This window comes from Rhodoflexus sp., from assembly GCF_053489755.1.
In genome coordinates this window covers 39,548-55,605 of the sequence record NZ_JBRCHD010000016.1, presented here as the reverse complement: position 1 = coordinate 55,605, position 16,058 = coordinate 39,548, and the positions used below count along the sequence as shown (strand labels likewise).

Sequence of the window (16,058 nt, the reverse complement as noted above, 5' to 3'; positions counted from 1 at the left end):
TGTAATCTGCCTTGTCGGCGTGCCGGATGATTGGTATTTATTAGCTGAAGTAGGTTCTCATTATGCACTCCGCAGCGGCGTAGCGTGGTAGCGTTTAACGTGCGGCCCCATGAACAGGCGGGAATAGAGCCGCAGCAACGCTACACAATCCATTACAAAACTGAGCGCAATAAAAAATGCAAGCAGGTACTGGTTTTCGTGTACGTGGCTGAGCAGCAAGTCTTCGCCGATAAAAGTCAGCGTGATCGGGAAACCTATCATGCCCAGCGTTGCGAGCAAAAATACGAAGCCCATTTTCGGATATTCGTAGATGTGTCCGTAGTAATTTTCCAAATCAAAAAATGCAGGTTCGCGCTGTTTCAGTATTTGCAGACAAACCAATCCGACCAGCCCCGATACGATAACTCCGCTGAGGTAAAACGCTGTGTGCATCATATCAAAATCTTCGTTGAATGAAACCGCCAGTGCTGTCCAGAAGTGATTGAGCATCACTAAGCTCCATGCCACACGTGGATATTTTCGTTCCGAAAAAGCCTTGAAAACCATCACCAGCCCAACAAAAGCTATCAGCGCAGGGACAGCAGGGCGCACCGCCGCAGGAATCCACTCGCGCTGCCACAGGAAAATCATCGCTACCAGATAAGCAGGCAATACATAAAGCAATAGATTGGCAGGAGTAAGAAAATCTAATTTGTGCCCCAGTTTGCGGATAGGTTTAAAAAGCAGACTGTTGATTATTTGATCTAAATTCCACTCTTTCAGCGCCAGTAAGTACAAGGTATTTTGCAGCTTGTGCGAAATGCCTTTGTAAAATCGGAAGCGATGCGGCGTAAAATGATAAAACTGCTCGCGAATCAGATAACTGACCGTCGAAGGCGACACCAGCAGTTGATAGGTGCGCAAAAAGGCATTGCCTGCAAAGTGAATCAGCACGAGCGTAGTCCAGCCCAGCGAAAGTTCAATAAACATCAGCCCGATTTGCGTGAGCGAGGCATAGGCTATCTGCGTTTTGATATTAGACTGCACCCTTGCGACAAAGTAACTCAAAACGGCTGTTGTGAATCCTATCAAGCCAATCAGTACGCGCACCAGTGGCTGATGTTCCCAGAAATGCTCCATGCGCAGCAGCAGATAAACTCCCAAATGAACAGACAGCGAACCGTAGAAAATAGCGCTGGACGGGGTTGGCCCCTCCATTGCGCGAGGCAGCCACGAGGAAAACGGAAACTGTGCCGACTTGGCTGTCGCAGCTATCAGCAAACAAATAGAAATGAAAATGCCGATACCGCTGTGGCTGAGCAAGTGATCGTGTACCAAATGGTAGTTGTTGAGCTTAAAAAAAGTAATGTTCTCGTGCCAGAGGTGATGGCTTGCCCATGCTGCAAGCAAAATCCCCACATCGCCGATGCGGTAAATGGAAAACACCTTCAGCGCATTGCGCACGGGCAAATAGCGCTCTCTGTAAAAAGAAATCAACAAAAATGATGAAATTCCCAGCATTTCCCAGCCAATAAACAGCGTTTCAAAATTTCCTGCTAGAATGGTTAGGTTGTATGCCAGAAAAAAGAACAGCACCGTGTTGAAAAATCGCTTGTAACCGGCTTCCATATGCAGATAATAGCTGCAATAGCGCACAATCAGCAGCGAAATAAAGCTGCCTATCCAGAGGAAAAAGGCAGTATTGCGGTCAAAGCAAAAGTCTATCAGAAAGGTATAATCGGGTGAATCGTAGATAGTTATTTCGCGTATGTTGATGTACGGTGCGCCTCTGTACAGCCAAAATCCGATAAAAAAAGTAACTACGAGCAGGTGCAACAGCACACTATAGTAAGAAATATTGGCAAGCGTAAATTCGCGTTTTTCTGCCACAAAAAGCGTTGCTGCAAAAGCCAGCAGCGGAATGAGTACGAAACTCAGGATAAAATAATTGGTTTCCATCGGGATTATTGCATCAGGTAAACGGGCAGGTTATCGTGAACAGTCTCAAATTCAGGCATGAGATTGGTGCGGATTTCCAGCGTGTTCAACAGTGGCTGATAAGGCTTAAATTCCTCATTTTCAAAGTAATAAATCTCTTTGCTTTGCGGGTGAACAACGGCAAGATGCACCCACTCATTGGCGAACCAGTCGTAGGTTGGAGCATGCTGTCGGATGGTTTGCAGGACGATCTCAGGCACATGCTCTACAATCACCATGAGGCGCAGCGGCTGATGGATGTTAATCATCTGTCGCGGCAGTCCGGTGCGCAGGTCGCCCTCCAGCCCATTAGCAACGCCAATCAGCCCGACAACGTTGTGCGGCAATTTGCTGCCTGCACCCAGCCGCTCGTTGTCAACCCGCGAAAAGTAATATTCCAGATTGATGCCGCCGCAAACGGGCGCAACCGCTTTCAGAATACCAAGCAGGTACTTGCCTTCGGGGTCAGTTGCGTAGTCGTAAGAGTTCAGGAATGCCCGTCTGTCTAAAAAGAGGTGTTTGTTGGAAGCCCGCCGTCCGACAATGCACAGCGCGTTGGTTGCATGATTCCATTCGGGGCGCGGTTCAAACAGCGAAAGTGCGCGTTTTTGCACTTGTTTGTGTACTTTTTCAACGTTTTCTTCCGAATCAATCAGCAAAAAGCGGCGCGAACGTTCTTTGGCGTTCAATGATAGTGCCTTGTCTATCAATGCTTTGTATTCCTGATGTAGCTGTTTCAGGGATTCGGGTAGCAGATGTTCGTCAAAAAAATCTGCCAAGTCGCGTGTCGTATCGTGCAGTCCGCCGACGAAGTGGGTGCTGTCCGGAATATGGATGCCACGCGCTGCCAGCAATGCGCGGACTTCAGGCATATTTGCCATTGTAGCGGCGGCACGTGCATTTACCGAGCCTGCACGTCCGCTGCACGCGCCGCAGTCGTAGCCCGCATAGTGCGTATTATTGACGCTGCTTGCACCGTGTCCGATAATATAGACTAAGGGCGCAAAATTTTCTATCAATCCGATGCTTCGCAACAGCCCTTCTATGCGGTCTGCCATTTCTTCGGTAGTAAAGCCAAACTGATAGCCATGCGCACTGCGTTTTGCATCTTTGCAATGAATGTCTAAAGTGCCATTTTTGTCCATGTGATTGAAAGAGGACACCATCGTTGAGGTTTCTATGGGCTTGAAGATGCTCCATGCAAGCCTTGCCGCTGCAGCCAGCCCTAAGGCAGGCGCAACAATTAGCCCTGCCCAGAAGCCACGCGAGCGCCTGCTGAGGTGTGCATCTTTACTATGGCGTTTTCGTGCCTCCCGCTCGCGGATGATATGTCGCGGCTGCATGGGTGCAGGGCAGGACTTAGTCGTGAACTTACTGTGTTCGGGCTGAAAAAGAAACTCGATGTTGAAAAAACCCGCAGTTCCAAAAGTTTGGGCGTGGGGATCTAAGCGCTCTATGTGTCGGCGAATCGAGCATTCGCGATCGTCTATGCAAAATATCGCTTGCAAACTAATTTCGGTGGCATGATGTACGCCATTGACTTGGGTAAGTTGCATCCCGCGCAGCACCTGGTCGTAATAGCTCCATTCCATCGCTTCTTGCCAAAGCGCACATACCTCAAAATACTCGTTTGAGGCAGGCGGCGCGAATAAATCCACCTGTGGCAATTTGACAGCCTGTGAAAAAGGTTGCCAGTTTTTGCCTAATTTATTTTCCAGTGCGTCTATTTCCAGCAATAGTTCAAATGCAATAAAATCGCGTAGAGTGATTGCTCGCCTGTCAAAGAGGCTGTCGGGTTTTTCTTCCAGTACAGCTACCATACCCGACCAGCCGGGATGTGCAAATTGCTGATCGAAGAGGTATTGCTCGTAGTAGCGTTCGTCGCCAACGATCAATTTTAGCAATTCAGGCAGGGCGCAGTCGGTATGAAGCAATAATCGGCGGGCAGTAGGTTTGCGAAAAATGCTCGTAAAGTTGTTGCGCTCCAGCTGCCGCAGCGAAGCCAGAAACCCATGCCGACTAACGGGAAACTTTTGTAGTGCAATGCCTTGGTCTAAGTATGCTGCTATCACCCGAAATAGCAAGGGATTTATTTCTTTTTCCAAGTTGAGTTTGTAAAGTTCTTTCCAATATCGGCGCAGTTGGCCAATCCGCTGTTGGAAAGTAATATCCTCTAATGTGCGATGCATCTTTTCCCGCCAGTATGCCAATTGGGCTTCTCCTTTGTTGCGGATGATGACGCGACGGATAACTGCGTCCCTGATCTCGCCGCTTTTGTGCAGGTGGCGGTACTCTTCCAGTGGCAGATAGGTCTGATAGCCGAATATTTCCGAAGCCTGATGCAGCGCCTGATGAAATTTCTGGTGCTGAAAAGCGTGAAGGGTATTATGGTGGATAAAGTCTTTTAAGGGGCCCTGCGAGGGCAGATAGTGTTTCAACTTGTGCAGCGTATGCACTTCGTCGAATACAGCAACAGAATCCATAGAGATTGGGGATTAAAAAATTTACATAAATAAAATAAATGCTTGTGCAGCAGGTAAGCTATGTGCAATATACACCTGATAGGGTGCAGTGCCTTTGTTTGATTTGCTATCTATTTATTTTATTTACAACCTCCAGTTGCAATAAATCAGGAAAAGCGCCCTGAAAGGCTGCCGGGTCTGCAAAGGATCTGTACTGACCTGACCTAAAGCTACCTGCAAATGTTGAAGTAATCTAAAAGCATCGGAAGCGAGTGTTTTGGGCAGGGGATTTTCCGATGTTATAGGCGCATTTGCAGTAACTTCTTCTGCACAGCCCTCAGGCATTGCAATTGCCTGCGCAAGTTGGTGGGATGCTTTGGAAGCAGCAAGAGAAATAACCGACCCGTTGAGAAATTCCTGTAAGGTGCAACAGTATGTTGTAGGGGTTCTGCTACTCATCAGTAGCACCACTATGCCAACAAGCATTACCCAACGTTCGATCTTTGTATGCATATTGCGCGAATTACGCAAATAAAAAACAAATCTACTGTAAGGTTAACAAAAAAACCATTCTGATAGTTCAGAATGGTTTAGCGTGTTCTCGGCAGGACTCGAACCTGCAACCTTCTGATCCGTAGTCAGATGCTCTATCCAATTAAGCTACGAAAACATTATTTTTGGGACTGCAAAGGTAGTTTAGCCTTTTGGATTTACAAAATTTTGCGCCTGTTTTTTGTAACTTGCAGGGTGATTACCTCCGCTATCTACTTCCACATTCCTTTTTGCAAGCAGGCCTGCCACTATTGCGATTTTCATTTCAGCACCTCGCTGAAAGGCGTGTCAGCCATGACGGAGGCTTTATTACAGGAAATAGAACTGCGGGCAGCAGAGCGCACCGTGCCGGCTGCAAGTGTTTACTTCGGCGGAGGTACTCCCTCGCTTTTGCCTGTGGCCGACTTGCAGCGCCTGATAGACAAAGCAGCCTCAGTTTTCGGAATTGCTGACAGCGCTGAAATTACGCTGGAGGCCAACCCGGATGACCTTACGGCTGCAAAATTGCGAGATTTGCGCACCCTTGGCATCAATCGCCTGAGTATCGGCATCCAGAGTTTCCACGAACCGCACCTGCGGTGGATGAATCGGGCGCACAATGCAGAGGATGCGCTCGGCTGTGTAGCCAAGGCACAGCAGGCCGGCTTCGATAATATTAGCATAGATCTGATCTATGCCATACCTGCAGCTACACACGAGATTTGGGAAAAGGATTTGCAGACTGCAATCGCGCTCGATGTGCGGCATATTTCTGCCTATTGCCTCACGATAGAAGAGCGGACGGCATTTGGCAACTGGCTCAAGAAAGGCAATATGCGCCCGATTGACGACGAATTTGCCGCCCGCCAGTTTGAAATGATGACACAGGCGCTAACTGCCGCTGGATTTGAGCATTACGAAATATCCAATTTTGCAAAACCCGGACACTACTCGCGCCACAACTCCAATTACTGGAAAAAAGGCACTTACATTGGCATTGGCCCTTCGGCGCACAGCTACAACGGGCAGCAGCGGAGCTACAACGTAGCCAATAATGCGCAGTATATCAAGGCGATAGGGGCGGGACAACTGCCTGCGGATACAGAGACGCTCAGCCGCCGCGATCACATCAACGAATACCTGATGACCTCGCTCAGGACGCAGTGGGGCTGCGATCTGCACTGGCTGAAAACGAACTATGACTACGACCTCCAACAAGCGCAGGCTGCTTATTTACAGCAACTGATTGCTGATAGGCAGGCAGTTTTGAGCGATCAGTACCTAATACTGACCAATAAAGGCAGGCTGCTTGCGGATAGCATTGCATTGGAATTATTTATTCCCGATGAGGATCAAGATTTGAGCGTATGAATGCGCCGGATAATAACTCCGATTTGTGCCCCGCTGACAGGCGGCTTGCCCGTATGCAATACTTTTACTTCATATCCGCTGGGTAGCAGTACAGAAACCAAGCGATAAGCTCCGGCAAATTCACTGCTAAGTACAGTGCCTCGCATTAAGGCTTCCTTTTCGGATACCAGTTCCAAATCTTCTGGACGCAGGCATACTTTGGCAGTTGGATGATTCAAATCAGCGCGGAGAGCAAGCGGTAGTGCTTCTGCGGGCAGCACATTTACCTCGCCTGTTGCCATTGCTACGTATGCTGTATGCGGATAGCGGTAGATTTCTTCCGAAGTACCGATTTGAAGGATCTGTCCATTGCGCATTACAGCCAGTTTATCTGCCACGGCGAGCGCATGGAGCGGCTCGTGCGTAACCATCACAACGGTTGTTTGCTCGTGCAGGATGATTCTTTTCAAATCTTTGCGCAAACTGCGACGCATAGGGTAGTCCATTTGGCTGAAAGGTTCGTCCATCAGCAGCAGGCGCGGTTTGGCTGCCAGCGCCCGTGCAACGGCTACCCGTTGGCGCTCCCCGCCCGAAAGTTGGGCAGGCAGTTTCTTTTCTATGCCCGGCAAGCGTACCAGTTCCAGCAATTCGCGCACGCGTTCCTGCTGACGAGCAAGAGGCTGAGAGATAATTGGATAGGCGATATTATCAGCAACATTCATTTTGTTGAACAAGCCAAAATCTTGCTGGATGAGGGCGATTCGCGGATCGCCGGGCACTAACTTTTGCGAAGGATCGGGAACAGGCCGACCGTCTAACCAGATATGCCCACTATCAGGCATTTCCAAACCCGCCATGATGCGCAGCAAAGTGCTTTTACCTGCACCGCTTTCGCCGAGGATGGCAATAATTTCACTTTGATTGGCCGTAAAAGATACGCCCGACAGCGCTGCCCGGGTTTGTCCTGGATATTGTTTGTGAATTTTCTCTATTTCTAAAAAACTGAGCAGCATGAACGAGTATTAGCTTTCTTCGGTGGCAACGATTGGTTCGAATTTACTTTCGGTAGCAGTAATTAATGCTGCAACGGTAGCATCGCCCGTAACATTTACAACGGTACGGGCCATATCCAAAATCCGATCTACGGCTACGATCAGTGCAATCCCCGCCGAGGGCACCTGAATAGCCTCCAGCACAATCACCAGCATCACCATACCTGCACCCGGTACACCTGCCGAGCCGATAGAAGCCAGCGTTGCCGTTAGCAAAATCATCAGCTGATCGGTCAGTGTGAGGTCAATACCCAGCGCCTGCGCAATAAATACCGACGCAACGCCTTGGTAAAGGCTTGTGCCATCCATATTGATTGTAGCGCCAATTGGCAATACGAAACTGGTGATTTCTTCGGGCATACCCAGCGCTTCTTGGCAGCGCTTCATGGTAATAGGAAGCGTAGCATTGCTCGAACTGGTACCTAAACCTACCAACTGCGCTGCGCGAATGGCATGAAAAAACTGTATATAGCCGATTTTTGCTATCGAGCGAAACAAGATAGGATAGAACAGATATGCGTGAATAAATAAACCAACCAGCACACAACCTGTGTACCAAGCCAGTCCGCTCAGCAGGCTGGCAGCTTGAGAAATATCATCGCCCGCTATTTCTACGATCAGCGCGCCAACCAGCGCAAACACGCCAACAGGCGCAAAAAGCATGATAAAATCAACAATTTGGATGATGGCATCATTGAGCGCATCAAAAAAGCCCACGAGTGTATCGCGTTTATCAGGCGCTATTTTAATCAGCGCTACGCCCATAATCATGGCAAAAAAGACAACCTGCAACATGCGCGTATTGTCTGCTGCTGCGCTGGTAATATTATCGGGAAAAATATCTATCAGCGGCTGCAAGATCGGGCGCTCCTTGAGTTTCTCTACAGCGCTGACGCTACTCGATGTTTTTTCTGTATAGACACTTATCAACTGCTGGCGTGTATTTTCGGGCAGTCGCTTGCCGGGTTTAACGATGTTGGCAATAGACAAACCGATGATGATGGCTACAATGGTTGTACCGATATAAATACCAATCGTTTTGCCGCCAATGCGCGAAAGTTTGCGAATATCGTGTAAACTTGCTACGCCTACAATCAATGAGGCCAGTACCAACGGCACAGCAATCATTTTCAGCAGCGTAACGAAAATTGTTCCCAGCGGTTTGATAAATTCTATGGTCAGGTAAGCGGGGAATTTCAGCCATGCACTTGCCAGCCCCCAGCACAAGCCTAATATAAGCCCGATCAGGATTTGCAAATACAAAGGCAACTTTTTTGTTTTCATTTCGGTTGAGTTACTGCTTGGGATCATACAATATCTGTGGGGATTTTACAGAAAATAAGGTGCAATTTGGCAGTAAAATTTTGAAATCAGAAACTAAATCGCATATTTTGGCGTTCAAAAATTGATATGTTTTTCTTCAGGCACTTTGCATTTTTTGCAGTTGTAATGCTGCTGTTTGCCTTCAGATTTGCTGACAGCTCTCCTGTGCCTACGCTTGGAGGGATTTGTGAGATCACAACCGCACCTTTGCACACCAGTACTGACCGGGTAGTTGTTTCGCCGGCCGTTGAATCGAACTACCGGCAGGAAGCAGTCGAAGAAGTCGAGGAATGCACAGAGGATAATTGCAAAGGACGTACGCACTTTGCTGCACCTCCCGGCAATAGGTACGACTGCTTAGCTGCAAGCATCCAATCCGCGCCTAAAATTCATACAAGCGCTGCACACATTTGCAGGCGCTTTCTTATTTTTTGCAATTGGCGTTTATAGTTTGGGGTTAGGGTAGTCATCAAGAGGCGTGCCTCAAACTGTCTTATCTAAACTTCTATCAAACACATCATCTATGCAAATTCATAAAATTCAACCGCCTGCCGATGGATGGGCGGGACTTTCCAAATATTATCGAACAGATGCCGTTGCAGGCTTTTTAGTTTTTCTGATCGCTTTGCCGCTTTCGCTGGGGATTGCCCTTGCCAGCGGATTCCCACCCTTGGCAGGTGTACTGACTGCTATCGTCGGTGGGCTGATTGTCGGGTTATTTGCCGGCTCGCATCTGACCATAAAAGGGCCTGCTGCCGGGCTGATTGCAATTGCCATTGGGGCTGTGGAAACCTTCGGACAAGGCGACATGCTGGCAGGTTACAGGTTTACGCTGGCTATCATTGTCGTGGCGGGCGTATTGCAAGTATTGTTCGGAGTCCTCAAAGCAGGTGCGCTGGGCGAGTTTTTTCCTGCTTCTGCTGTTCATGGGATGCTTGCCGCTATCGGCATTATTATCATCAGCAAACAAGTACACGTATTGCTGGGCGTGAAACCTGCTGCAAAAGAGCCGCTGGCGCTACTGGAAGAAATTCCGCGGAGTTTATTGGAGCTAAATCCAGAAATTGCTTTCATTGGACTAATGAGTCTGTTGCTACTGGTGCTGTTGCCGCAGATCAAAAATCAGTTTGTCCGCAAAATTCCTGCGCCTTTAGTAGTCATCCTTTTTGCTATACCCGCAGGGTATTTTTTCGATCTCGACCGCGAACACGACTATGTGTTTAGCGGGCGCAGTTATCACATCGGTAGAGATTTTCTGGTCAATCTGCCCGAAAATTTACTTAGCGGCATCACTTTCCCCGATTTTTCGCAGATTTTGACTGCTACAGCCTTACAGTATGTTATCATGTTTGCGCTGGTAGGTAGCTTAGAGTCGCTACTGACTGTCGAGGCGATAGATCATTTAGACCCTTACAAGCGTAAATCTGATGCTAATAAAGATTTGTTTGCCGTTGGCGTAGGCAATGTAATTTGTGGAATGATCGGTGGCTTACCGATGATTGCCGAGGTTGTACGCAGTTCTGCCAATGTGAATAACGGCGCAAAAACCCGTTGGGCCAACTGGTTTCATGGCTTGTTTTTGCTGCTTTTTGTGGCTTTGCTGCCCGGACTGATTCACAGGATTCCCTTAGCTGCGCTGGCGGCTATGCTGGTATATACAGGCTATAAACTGGCTGCGCCGCAACATTTCTATCACGCATGGAAAATAGGCAAGGAACAACTGCTGATTTTTGTAGTAACGATTATAGTAACGTTGGCTACAGATCTGCTATTAGGCGTATTGGCCGGTATTGTGGTAAAAATGCTGGTTTTGCTTGGTCAGGGTGCAAAGCTCCGTTCGTTCTTTCGGGCTTCGCTTATAACTTCAGCAACAGATGGACAGGTAGTAACTGTTAGATTTCAGGATGCAGCCCTTTTTTCCAACTATTTGATCTTCAGGAAACTACTTGCAAAAATACCTGCAGGTAAAAAGTTGGTGCTGAATTTTTTGGAAGCATCCATTATTGACCACACTTTTATGGAGCGCATCCAGAATTTTGCACACGAGTATGAACGCAACGGGGGCAGCGTTACTATCAATGGATTGGAACATCACCGCCCCTTTTCTGAGCATCCGCTGGCGGGGCGTAAGCGTGTTTATGCGCAAGACTGAGTGATTAATGCCCGCTTCCTGCGGGCTTTTTGTTGCGCATCATGAAAAACAGGAAGCCAAAAGCAACAATCAGGATCGTTGGGATAATGGCGATATTTGCTAGCGTTGCCTGTCCTGCAACCAGATCTACGTCTGCTGCCGATACACCGCTTTTAGCTGCCTCAATGCGGTTCTCATCTAACCATCTGCCGATGATTGGTTGGAAAATAGACGCACCAAACATTCCTGCACCACCAATTAGCGACATGCCAAGTGCGCCTGTTTTGGGCATATATTCAGCAACAAACGAAATCATGTTAGGCCAGAAATAGCATACGCCTACGGCAAAAAGTACGGCATAGACGTACACCATTGCGCCGGTGGCAGCACTCATCAGGTAAATAGCGATAGCCGAAATGATAGCGGAGGCTAAAAGAACGCCTGTAATGTTGAGGCGATGCACCACGGGGCCTGCAAAAAAGCGTCCTACCGCCATCAGCCCTGTTACCAATGCAAGTACCAGCAGTGGTTCTGCGCCTGAGTTGCCCAAAATGCGCTCTACCCATTGTTGCGTACCAAGTTCTGTTGTTGCGGTCATCGTCATACAAACCATCATAAACCAAAATAGCGGCGAAGTGAAGATGGCTTTGAAATTTTCAGCATTAGAAGAGGAAATAGCCCTGCCCGTCTGTTCAGGAAACTGCTGCCCGAAAAACAGGAAGCCGTAGATCAGTGCAGGCACGTACATAGTCGCAATTTTTACCTGCCAAGGCATCGCCATTTGCGTCAGTACAAAAGCGATTAGCGAGCCTATGACAATCCCGCCCGGAAACCACACGTGGAAGCGGTTGAGCATGGTTGTTTTATTTTCATCGTACATGTTGGCAATCAGCGGGTTAAACGCTGCTTCTACCATGCCGTTAGCAAAACCGATCAGGAAAGTGGAGAGAAACAAAGGCCAGAAGCTACCCGAAAGAAGTGTAAAAGTAATGCCTAGCAGGTGTCCGAAAAAGGCGATGAAGCCCAACTTCTTAGGCCCGAGACTGTTGTACAGCGGGCCGCCGATCATTGTGGCAATAGGGAAACCCAGAAATGCCATTTGATTGATCCAGCCTTTTTCTGTATCCGATAGTCCCAGTGTTTCGGTTAGGTCGTTCATAATGCCTGCACGGATAGCAAAGGCCATAGCTGTAGTAATCAGCGCTAAACAGCTTGCCAGAAACAAGCGATCCCTGTTGATGTTTTGATTCATACTTACTTTGTATTTGCGAGTGAAGTTGTTTTGCCGAAAGATAAAATTTTTTGGTATTATTATACCATTATGAGTCTTACAACAGGTAATACTTCTTTGCGGACTTTGCAAAAAATCATTGCGTTCTTTGTGATAGAGCCTTTTTTACTGCAAAGAACGCCGAGTTTTACGCGGAGAGCACTGAGGTTAAGTTCATTTTAGTATAAGATTGCGGAAGTTAGAAATTAGCTCGTAGGCTACGAAAAACAACGCTATGATTCTCAATACTGTAAAAAGGTTTTTGAAAAAGAAAGCCCACGCCTACAATCCCCATCTGCCCGACTTGATTCCCTACCTCAAAGGTGAGAAATACGGCTTTTGTAATCCGCAGAAGGAAATCATTATTCCCTGCATATACGATGAGGTAAAGCTGTTCCACCAAGGTTTGGCAAGGGTAAAAAAGGGTGAATACTGGGGATTTATTGACGCAAGTGGCAAGTTGGTAATACCCTGCGAGTATATGTCGGCAACACATTTTAGTGAAGAGTTGGCAACAGTCATCAAAGTAACCAAGGATAGGAAGTATGGATTGATAGATTACAATGGACAATTAGTAGCGCCCTGTGAGTATGATGATATATCTTATTTCAGCGAGGGTTTGGCAGGGGTTGAAAAGAACGGCAAACACGGCTATATAGACCTGAACGGACAGTTGGTCATTCCCTGCATATATGAGAACGCATATGGTTTTAATGAGGGATTGGCATCGGTACAAAAGGACGGCAAAGATGGCTACATCAACCACAGCGGGCAGATAGTAATCCCTTGCAAATACGATGTGGCAGGATCATTTGACGAAGGTTTGGCATATGTCAAAAAAAAAATAAAAAATACGGATTCATAGACCGTAACGACCAATTAGTAATCCCCTTTGAATACGATGAAGCATCATCTTTCTACGAAGGATTGGCAGAGGTAACGGTTAATCGCAAAGATGGCTTGATTAATTACAGCGGTCAGTTGGTTGTTCCCTGCGAATACGACTGGGTATCCGGTTCTTTTGATGAAGACCTATTAGAGGTAGAAAAGAACGGCAAATACGGCTTTGTCAACCGTAGCGGTCAGTTGGCAATTCCCTGCGATTATGATGACGTATCGGCGTTCAGTCAGGGTTTGGCAGCAGTGCAAGGAAAGGATAAGTGGGGTTTGGTGGCTTGGGGCTTCATCAATCGCAATGGTAAATTGGTCATTCCCTTCAAGTACGATGAAGTGGGTAGTTTCTGCGAAGGTCTGGCAGTGGTGAAAGATCGCAACAGGTACGGCTATATCAACCGCGGCGGTCGCAAAGCCATTCCCTTTAAGTATGAGTGGGCAGGATTTTTTAGCAAGGGCGTAGCAAAGGTGAAAGAAAACAAAAAATATGGCTTTATTAATACCAGAGGGGAATCGGTTATTCCCTGTGAATATGACTATATTGGAGAGAGTTCTTATCGTGGTTTCTTTCACAATGGCATGGAATGGGCAAAAAAGAACGGCAAGTGGTTCTATATCAGCTGCGAGGGCATAGAGTATTATGAGGATTATCACACAGTGAGGCTTTAACCCAATCAATTATGCTAGAATGAATCATCTACTATGTACAGGAGGCTGCTATTGTACAGGAAAACTATTCAGACAGCCAATCATCTGGGCGAAAGCGTCCGCGATTGAGGGCTTGGGGGATTATACTTATACATAGGGGGAGGTGGACCATAACTTACAGAGCTATTCCTGCTACTGTTATCTGAGACATATACCTTTCTTTTTAGGTATTGATTACCCTTCAAATCTATGTATATATACGGACCTTCCCTTGTAAATTTAGTTCGTATCAAACCATCTTTTGTGATAGTCAGAAGGACACCTGTGTTAAAAATCATTACCTCTTCTCCAAAAACATCTATTGCAGTCCATTGAATATCTTCTGCGTGTCCCATACCTGGATCGATGCGTACAAAGCACAATCCATCTACAAATCCTTTTTCATCTCCTGTCAGTCCGATCCATTTTGGTGGTATTTTGACTACCCGATTTAAATCTACAAATCCCCACAGATCATCCTGTTGAAAAGGGATAAGTCCACTTCCATAACGCCCAATGATTTTATATGCAGAAGTTACAGACTGAAGAGATTCTTTTCCATTTCTATCGATGAGTTTGTAGATACCATTTTTTAGAGTCAGCGCTAATCCATCCTGAAAGGGATACAAATAGTCAAATCTGCCAAAAACTTCATTGCCAGATTTATCAATGAAGGCAAACTCAAATCCCTTTTTTACTTTTATTCTTACTAATGCCAAGCCGTAGAGTACGTGTAGAAAATGCTTTAGCTGGCTGTAAGCGCTTTTTTATCAATCAAATCAGAACCGACGTGGAACGGTCGCTTTCAGCAAAGAGAACAGATTCTTGAGAATTTTCAACTAAGTGCAGGCTTATATAATTACAAATCAAAATATTCAAGTAAGTGATTATCAGTATATTAAATTCCAAAAACTCTAATATTTTGAGCAAGTGAATGGAAAGCGTTGAATAGAAGAAGTAAATTGAGAAGTAACTTTTTCATAAGTATTTAAATTGGATATGACAAACCTACTCTATCGGCTTTTCGGCATCCGCCACCTGAGTTTTGAGGGACTTCGATGTTACGCCTATATTTTTTACAACATAATTAGACTGTTAAATCCAATATAGCACACCTCAATTCGCGCCCACCAACACCTTCGGGCATTCTTTGATGAAAAAACGCGCCGCTGCCAGCAGAACATCCTGCTTGTTGAGCACTGTGGCATCTGCTGTGAGTTCCTCCTCCGACTGGCGGTTGTCGGGGCTGCGCAGGAGGTTGGCTAATTTGCCGACTGTGCGGTAACACATCTTGCGTTGCTCAATGTCCAACGAGCATTCCAAATAGCTACCCGGATAGGTCTTCCACTCATAGCCGTTGTTTTCTGCCAGATGGATCAGTACGTTGTATTTGCCGCTTACATCGGTGCTGTCTTTGATGCGGAGGTAGCTGACATACACGAGTTCGTTGCGGTTGCTGTCCGCGTCGTATTTGCGCAGGCGCAACTCTATCCGATTCAGTTCATCTATACGCGCTTCCACGAAAAACACTTTGTCATCTACAGGCAACTGGCTTATAAAAGGCAGTTCAAAATTGCCCTCCAATCGGAGCTGCGGCGCTGTCGGAATAGCAGCAAGCGCCAGAGAATCTGTTGCTGCCGATGAAGTATCGGCAAGCGTTAAACTCATCAGCGAATCGGGAGGATTGACTACGACATCGGGTGTAGTGGCTGCCGCTACTGCCTGAGCAAGCGAATCGGCTTTCTGTTGCCGCTGTTCAAGCACTGCCGCAATCTGACGATCGCGTTCGGCTTGTCGCTCTGCCATCATTTGCTCGAGCATAATCGCCTCTTCGGTTTCAAGCTCTTCGCCTTCGTCGTGTTTGCCCAGCGCACGGTTGTAGTTGATGATAAAATACTCTACTGTCGTAGCGAGTGCCATATGGCTGCTGGCTTGTGCCCACTCCGCGGAGAAGTTATCGGTTAGTTGCTGCTCTACCGCATCTACTAATGCGCCGTTGTCAAAATGCGATACGGTTTTCTGTTGCAAGTCGAAGGTAGTTTCTAAGTAGCTGTCTTGTTGGGTTGTCCAGCCGCTTTTTTTCTTTTGTGCAGCGTAGATGATGATGCGCCAGCGCCGTGGATGATTGAATACGGCTGCTATGCGCCCTTTGTGAACGATAGTACCTTTGTCGCGGCTTTTTAATGCCTGAATCTCAAGGCTGTAGGCCGAACTGTCCTGTATAGGCACAATTCTATAGCGATAGGTAGTACCGGCATAAGGAAACTCGCGAACGATCTGCTGTCCTTTTACTGTTTCAACAAATGCAAATACTGAAAAAATCAATAGGGTAAAGAAATATCGTTGCATATGTTACTGATTGAAATTGCCTACCAGAGGGCGGTTTCAAGTACCTATCGCAA

Annotated in this window: 12 protein-coding genes, 1 tRNA gene and 1 pseudogene; 5 read left to right on the top strand and 9 right to left on the bottom strand. The window is 47.0% G+C overall.

All coding sequences use genetic code 11. The annotated features are described in order from the left end of the window. Positions 1–60: 60 nt before the first annotated feature. The 4 genes from ACWIP2_RS04165 to ACWIP2_RS04150 form a co-directional block, all read right to left on the bottom strand. A complete protein-coding gene (locus ACWIP2_RS04165; RefSeq protein ID WP_448518643.1) occupies positions 61–1,938 on the bottom strand; it encodes a proton-conducting transporter transmembrane domain-containing protein in 1,878 nt (625 codons plus the stop codon). Between the two features lie 5 nt (positions 1,939–1,943). Then, positions 1,944–4,439, bottom strand: a complete 2,496-nt coding sequence (locus ACWIP2_RS04160; RefSeq protein ID WP_448518642.1) for a YbcC family protein — start codon at positions 4,437–4,439, stop codon at positions 1,944–1,946. Between the two features lie 123 nt (positions 4,440–4,562). Further along, complete coding sequence (locus tag ACWIP2_RS04155) at positions 4,563–4,931, bottom strand: hypothetical protein (protein ID WP_448518641.1); 369 nt, start codon at positions 4,929–4,931, stop codon at positions 4,563–4,565. An 83-nt stretch (positions 4,932–5,014) separates the two neighbouring features. Next, positions 5,015–5,088, bottom strand: a tRNA-Arg gene (locus tag ACWIP2_RS04150). A gap of 77 nt (positions 5,089–5,165) precedes the next feature. On the opposite strand from ACWIP2_RS04150, the gene hemW reads away from it, so the two are divergent. Continuing rightward, positions 5,166–6,320: a radical SAM family heme chaperone HemW gene (gene hemW / locus ACWIP2_RS04145; RefSeq protein WP_448518640.1), complete on the top strand. Its 1,155-nt coding sequence runs from the start codon at positions 5,166–5,168 to the stop codon at positions 6,318–6,320. Here hemW and ACWIP2_RS04140 read toward each other — a convergent pair. Together ACWIP2_RS04140 and ACWIP2_RS04135 are read right to left on the bottom strand one after the other, a co-directional pair. Continuing rightward, positions 6,302–7,312 (bottom strand): ABC transporter ATP-binding protein, encoded by a 1,011-nt coding sequence (locus ACWIP2_RS04140; RefSeq protein ID WP_448518639.1) that lies wholly within the window; start codon positions 7,310–7,312, stop codon positions 6,302–6,304. The genes hemW and ACWIP2_RS04140 overlap by 19 nt on opposite strands. Positions 7,313–7,321: 9 nt before the next feature. Next, positions 7,322–8,635, bottom strand: a complete 1,314-nt coding sequence (locus tag ACWIP2_RS04135; protein WP_448518638.1) for a dicarboxylate/amino acid:cation symporter — start codon at positions 8,633–8,635, stop codon at positions 7,322–7,324. Between the two features lie 562 nt (positions 8,636–9,197). Between ACWIP2_RS04135 and ACWIP2_RS04130 the strand changes: the two genes are divergently transcribed. Beyond that, positions 9,198–10,826 carry a SulP family inorganic anion transporter gene (locus tag ACWIP2_RS04130; protein WP_448518637.1) on the top strand — a complete coding sequence of 543 codons (1,629 nt, stop codon included), beginning with the start codon at positions 9,198–9,200 and terminating at the stop codon, positions 10,824–10,826. 4 nt (positions 10,827–10,830) lie between these two features. Here the strand turns inward: ACWIP2_RS04130 and ACWIP2_RS04125 are convergent, their stop codons facing one another. Then, entirely contained in the window at positions 10,831–12,057 is a 1,227-nt protein-coding gene (locus ACWIP2_RS04125; RefSeq protein ID WP_448518636.1) for an MFS transporter, read from the bottom strand. Between the two features lie 253 nt (positions 12,058–12,310). Between ACWIP2_RS04125 and ACWIP2_RS04120 the strand changes: the two genes are divergently transcribed. From ACWIP2_RS04120 to ACWIP2_RS04110, 3 genes and pseudogenes are all read left to right on the top strand, one after another. After that, on the top strand, positions 12,311–12,940 hold the full coding sequence (locus tag ACWIP2_RS04120) for a WG repeat-containing protein (RefSeq protein ID WP_448518635.1): 630 nt from the start codon (positions 12,311–12,313) through the stop codon (positions 12,938–12,940). Further along, positions 12,904–12,981 (top strand): annotated as a pseudogene (locus tag ACWIP2_RS04115) (WG repeat-containing protein); the annotation flags it as partial. The gene ACWIP2_RS04120 and the pseudogene ACWIP2_RS04115, both read left to right, overlap by 37 nt. A 21-nt stretch (positions 12,982–13,002) precedes the next feature. Beyond that, the gene (locus tag ACWIP2_RS04110) at positions 13,003–13,638 is read left to right on the top strand and encodes a WG repeat-containing protein (RefSeq protein ID WP_448518634.1); all 636 of its coding nucleotides are present in this window, start codon (positions 13,003–13,005) and stop codon (positions 13,636–13,638) included. A gap of 80 nt (positions 13,639–13,718) precedes the next feature. Here ACWIP2_RS04110 and ACWIP2_RS04105 read toward each other — a convergent pair whose 3' ends face one another. Both ACWIP2_RS04105 and ACWIP2_RS04100 read right to left on the bottom strand, forming a co-directional pair. Further along, entirely contained in the window at positions 13,719–14,375 is a 657-nt protein-coding gene (locus ACWIP2_RS04105) for a WG repeat-containing protein (protein ID WP_448518633.1), read from the bottom strand. Positions 14,376–14,772: 397 nt separating this feature from the next. Beyond that, complete coding sequence (locus ACWIP2_RS04100; RefSeq protein ID WP_448518632.1) at positions 14,773–16,005, bottom strand: hypothetical protein; 1,233 nt, start codon at positions 16,003–16,005, stop codon at positions 14,773–14,775. Positions 16,006–16,058: the final 53 nt, after the last annotated feature.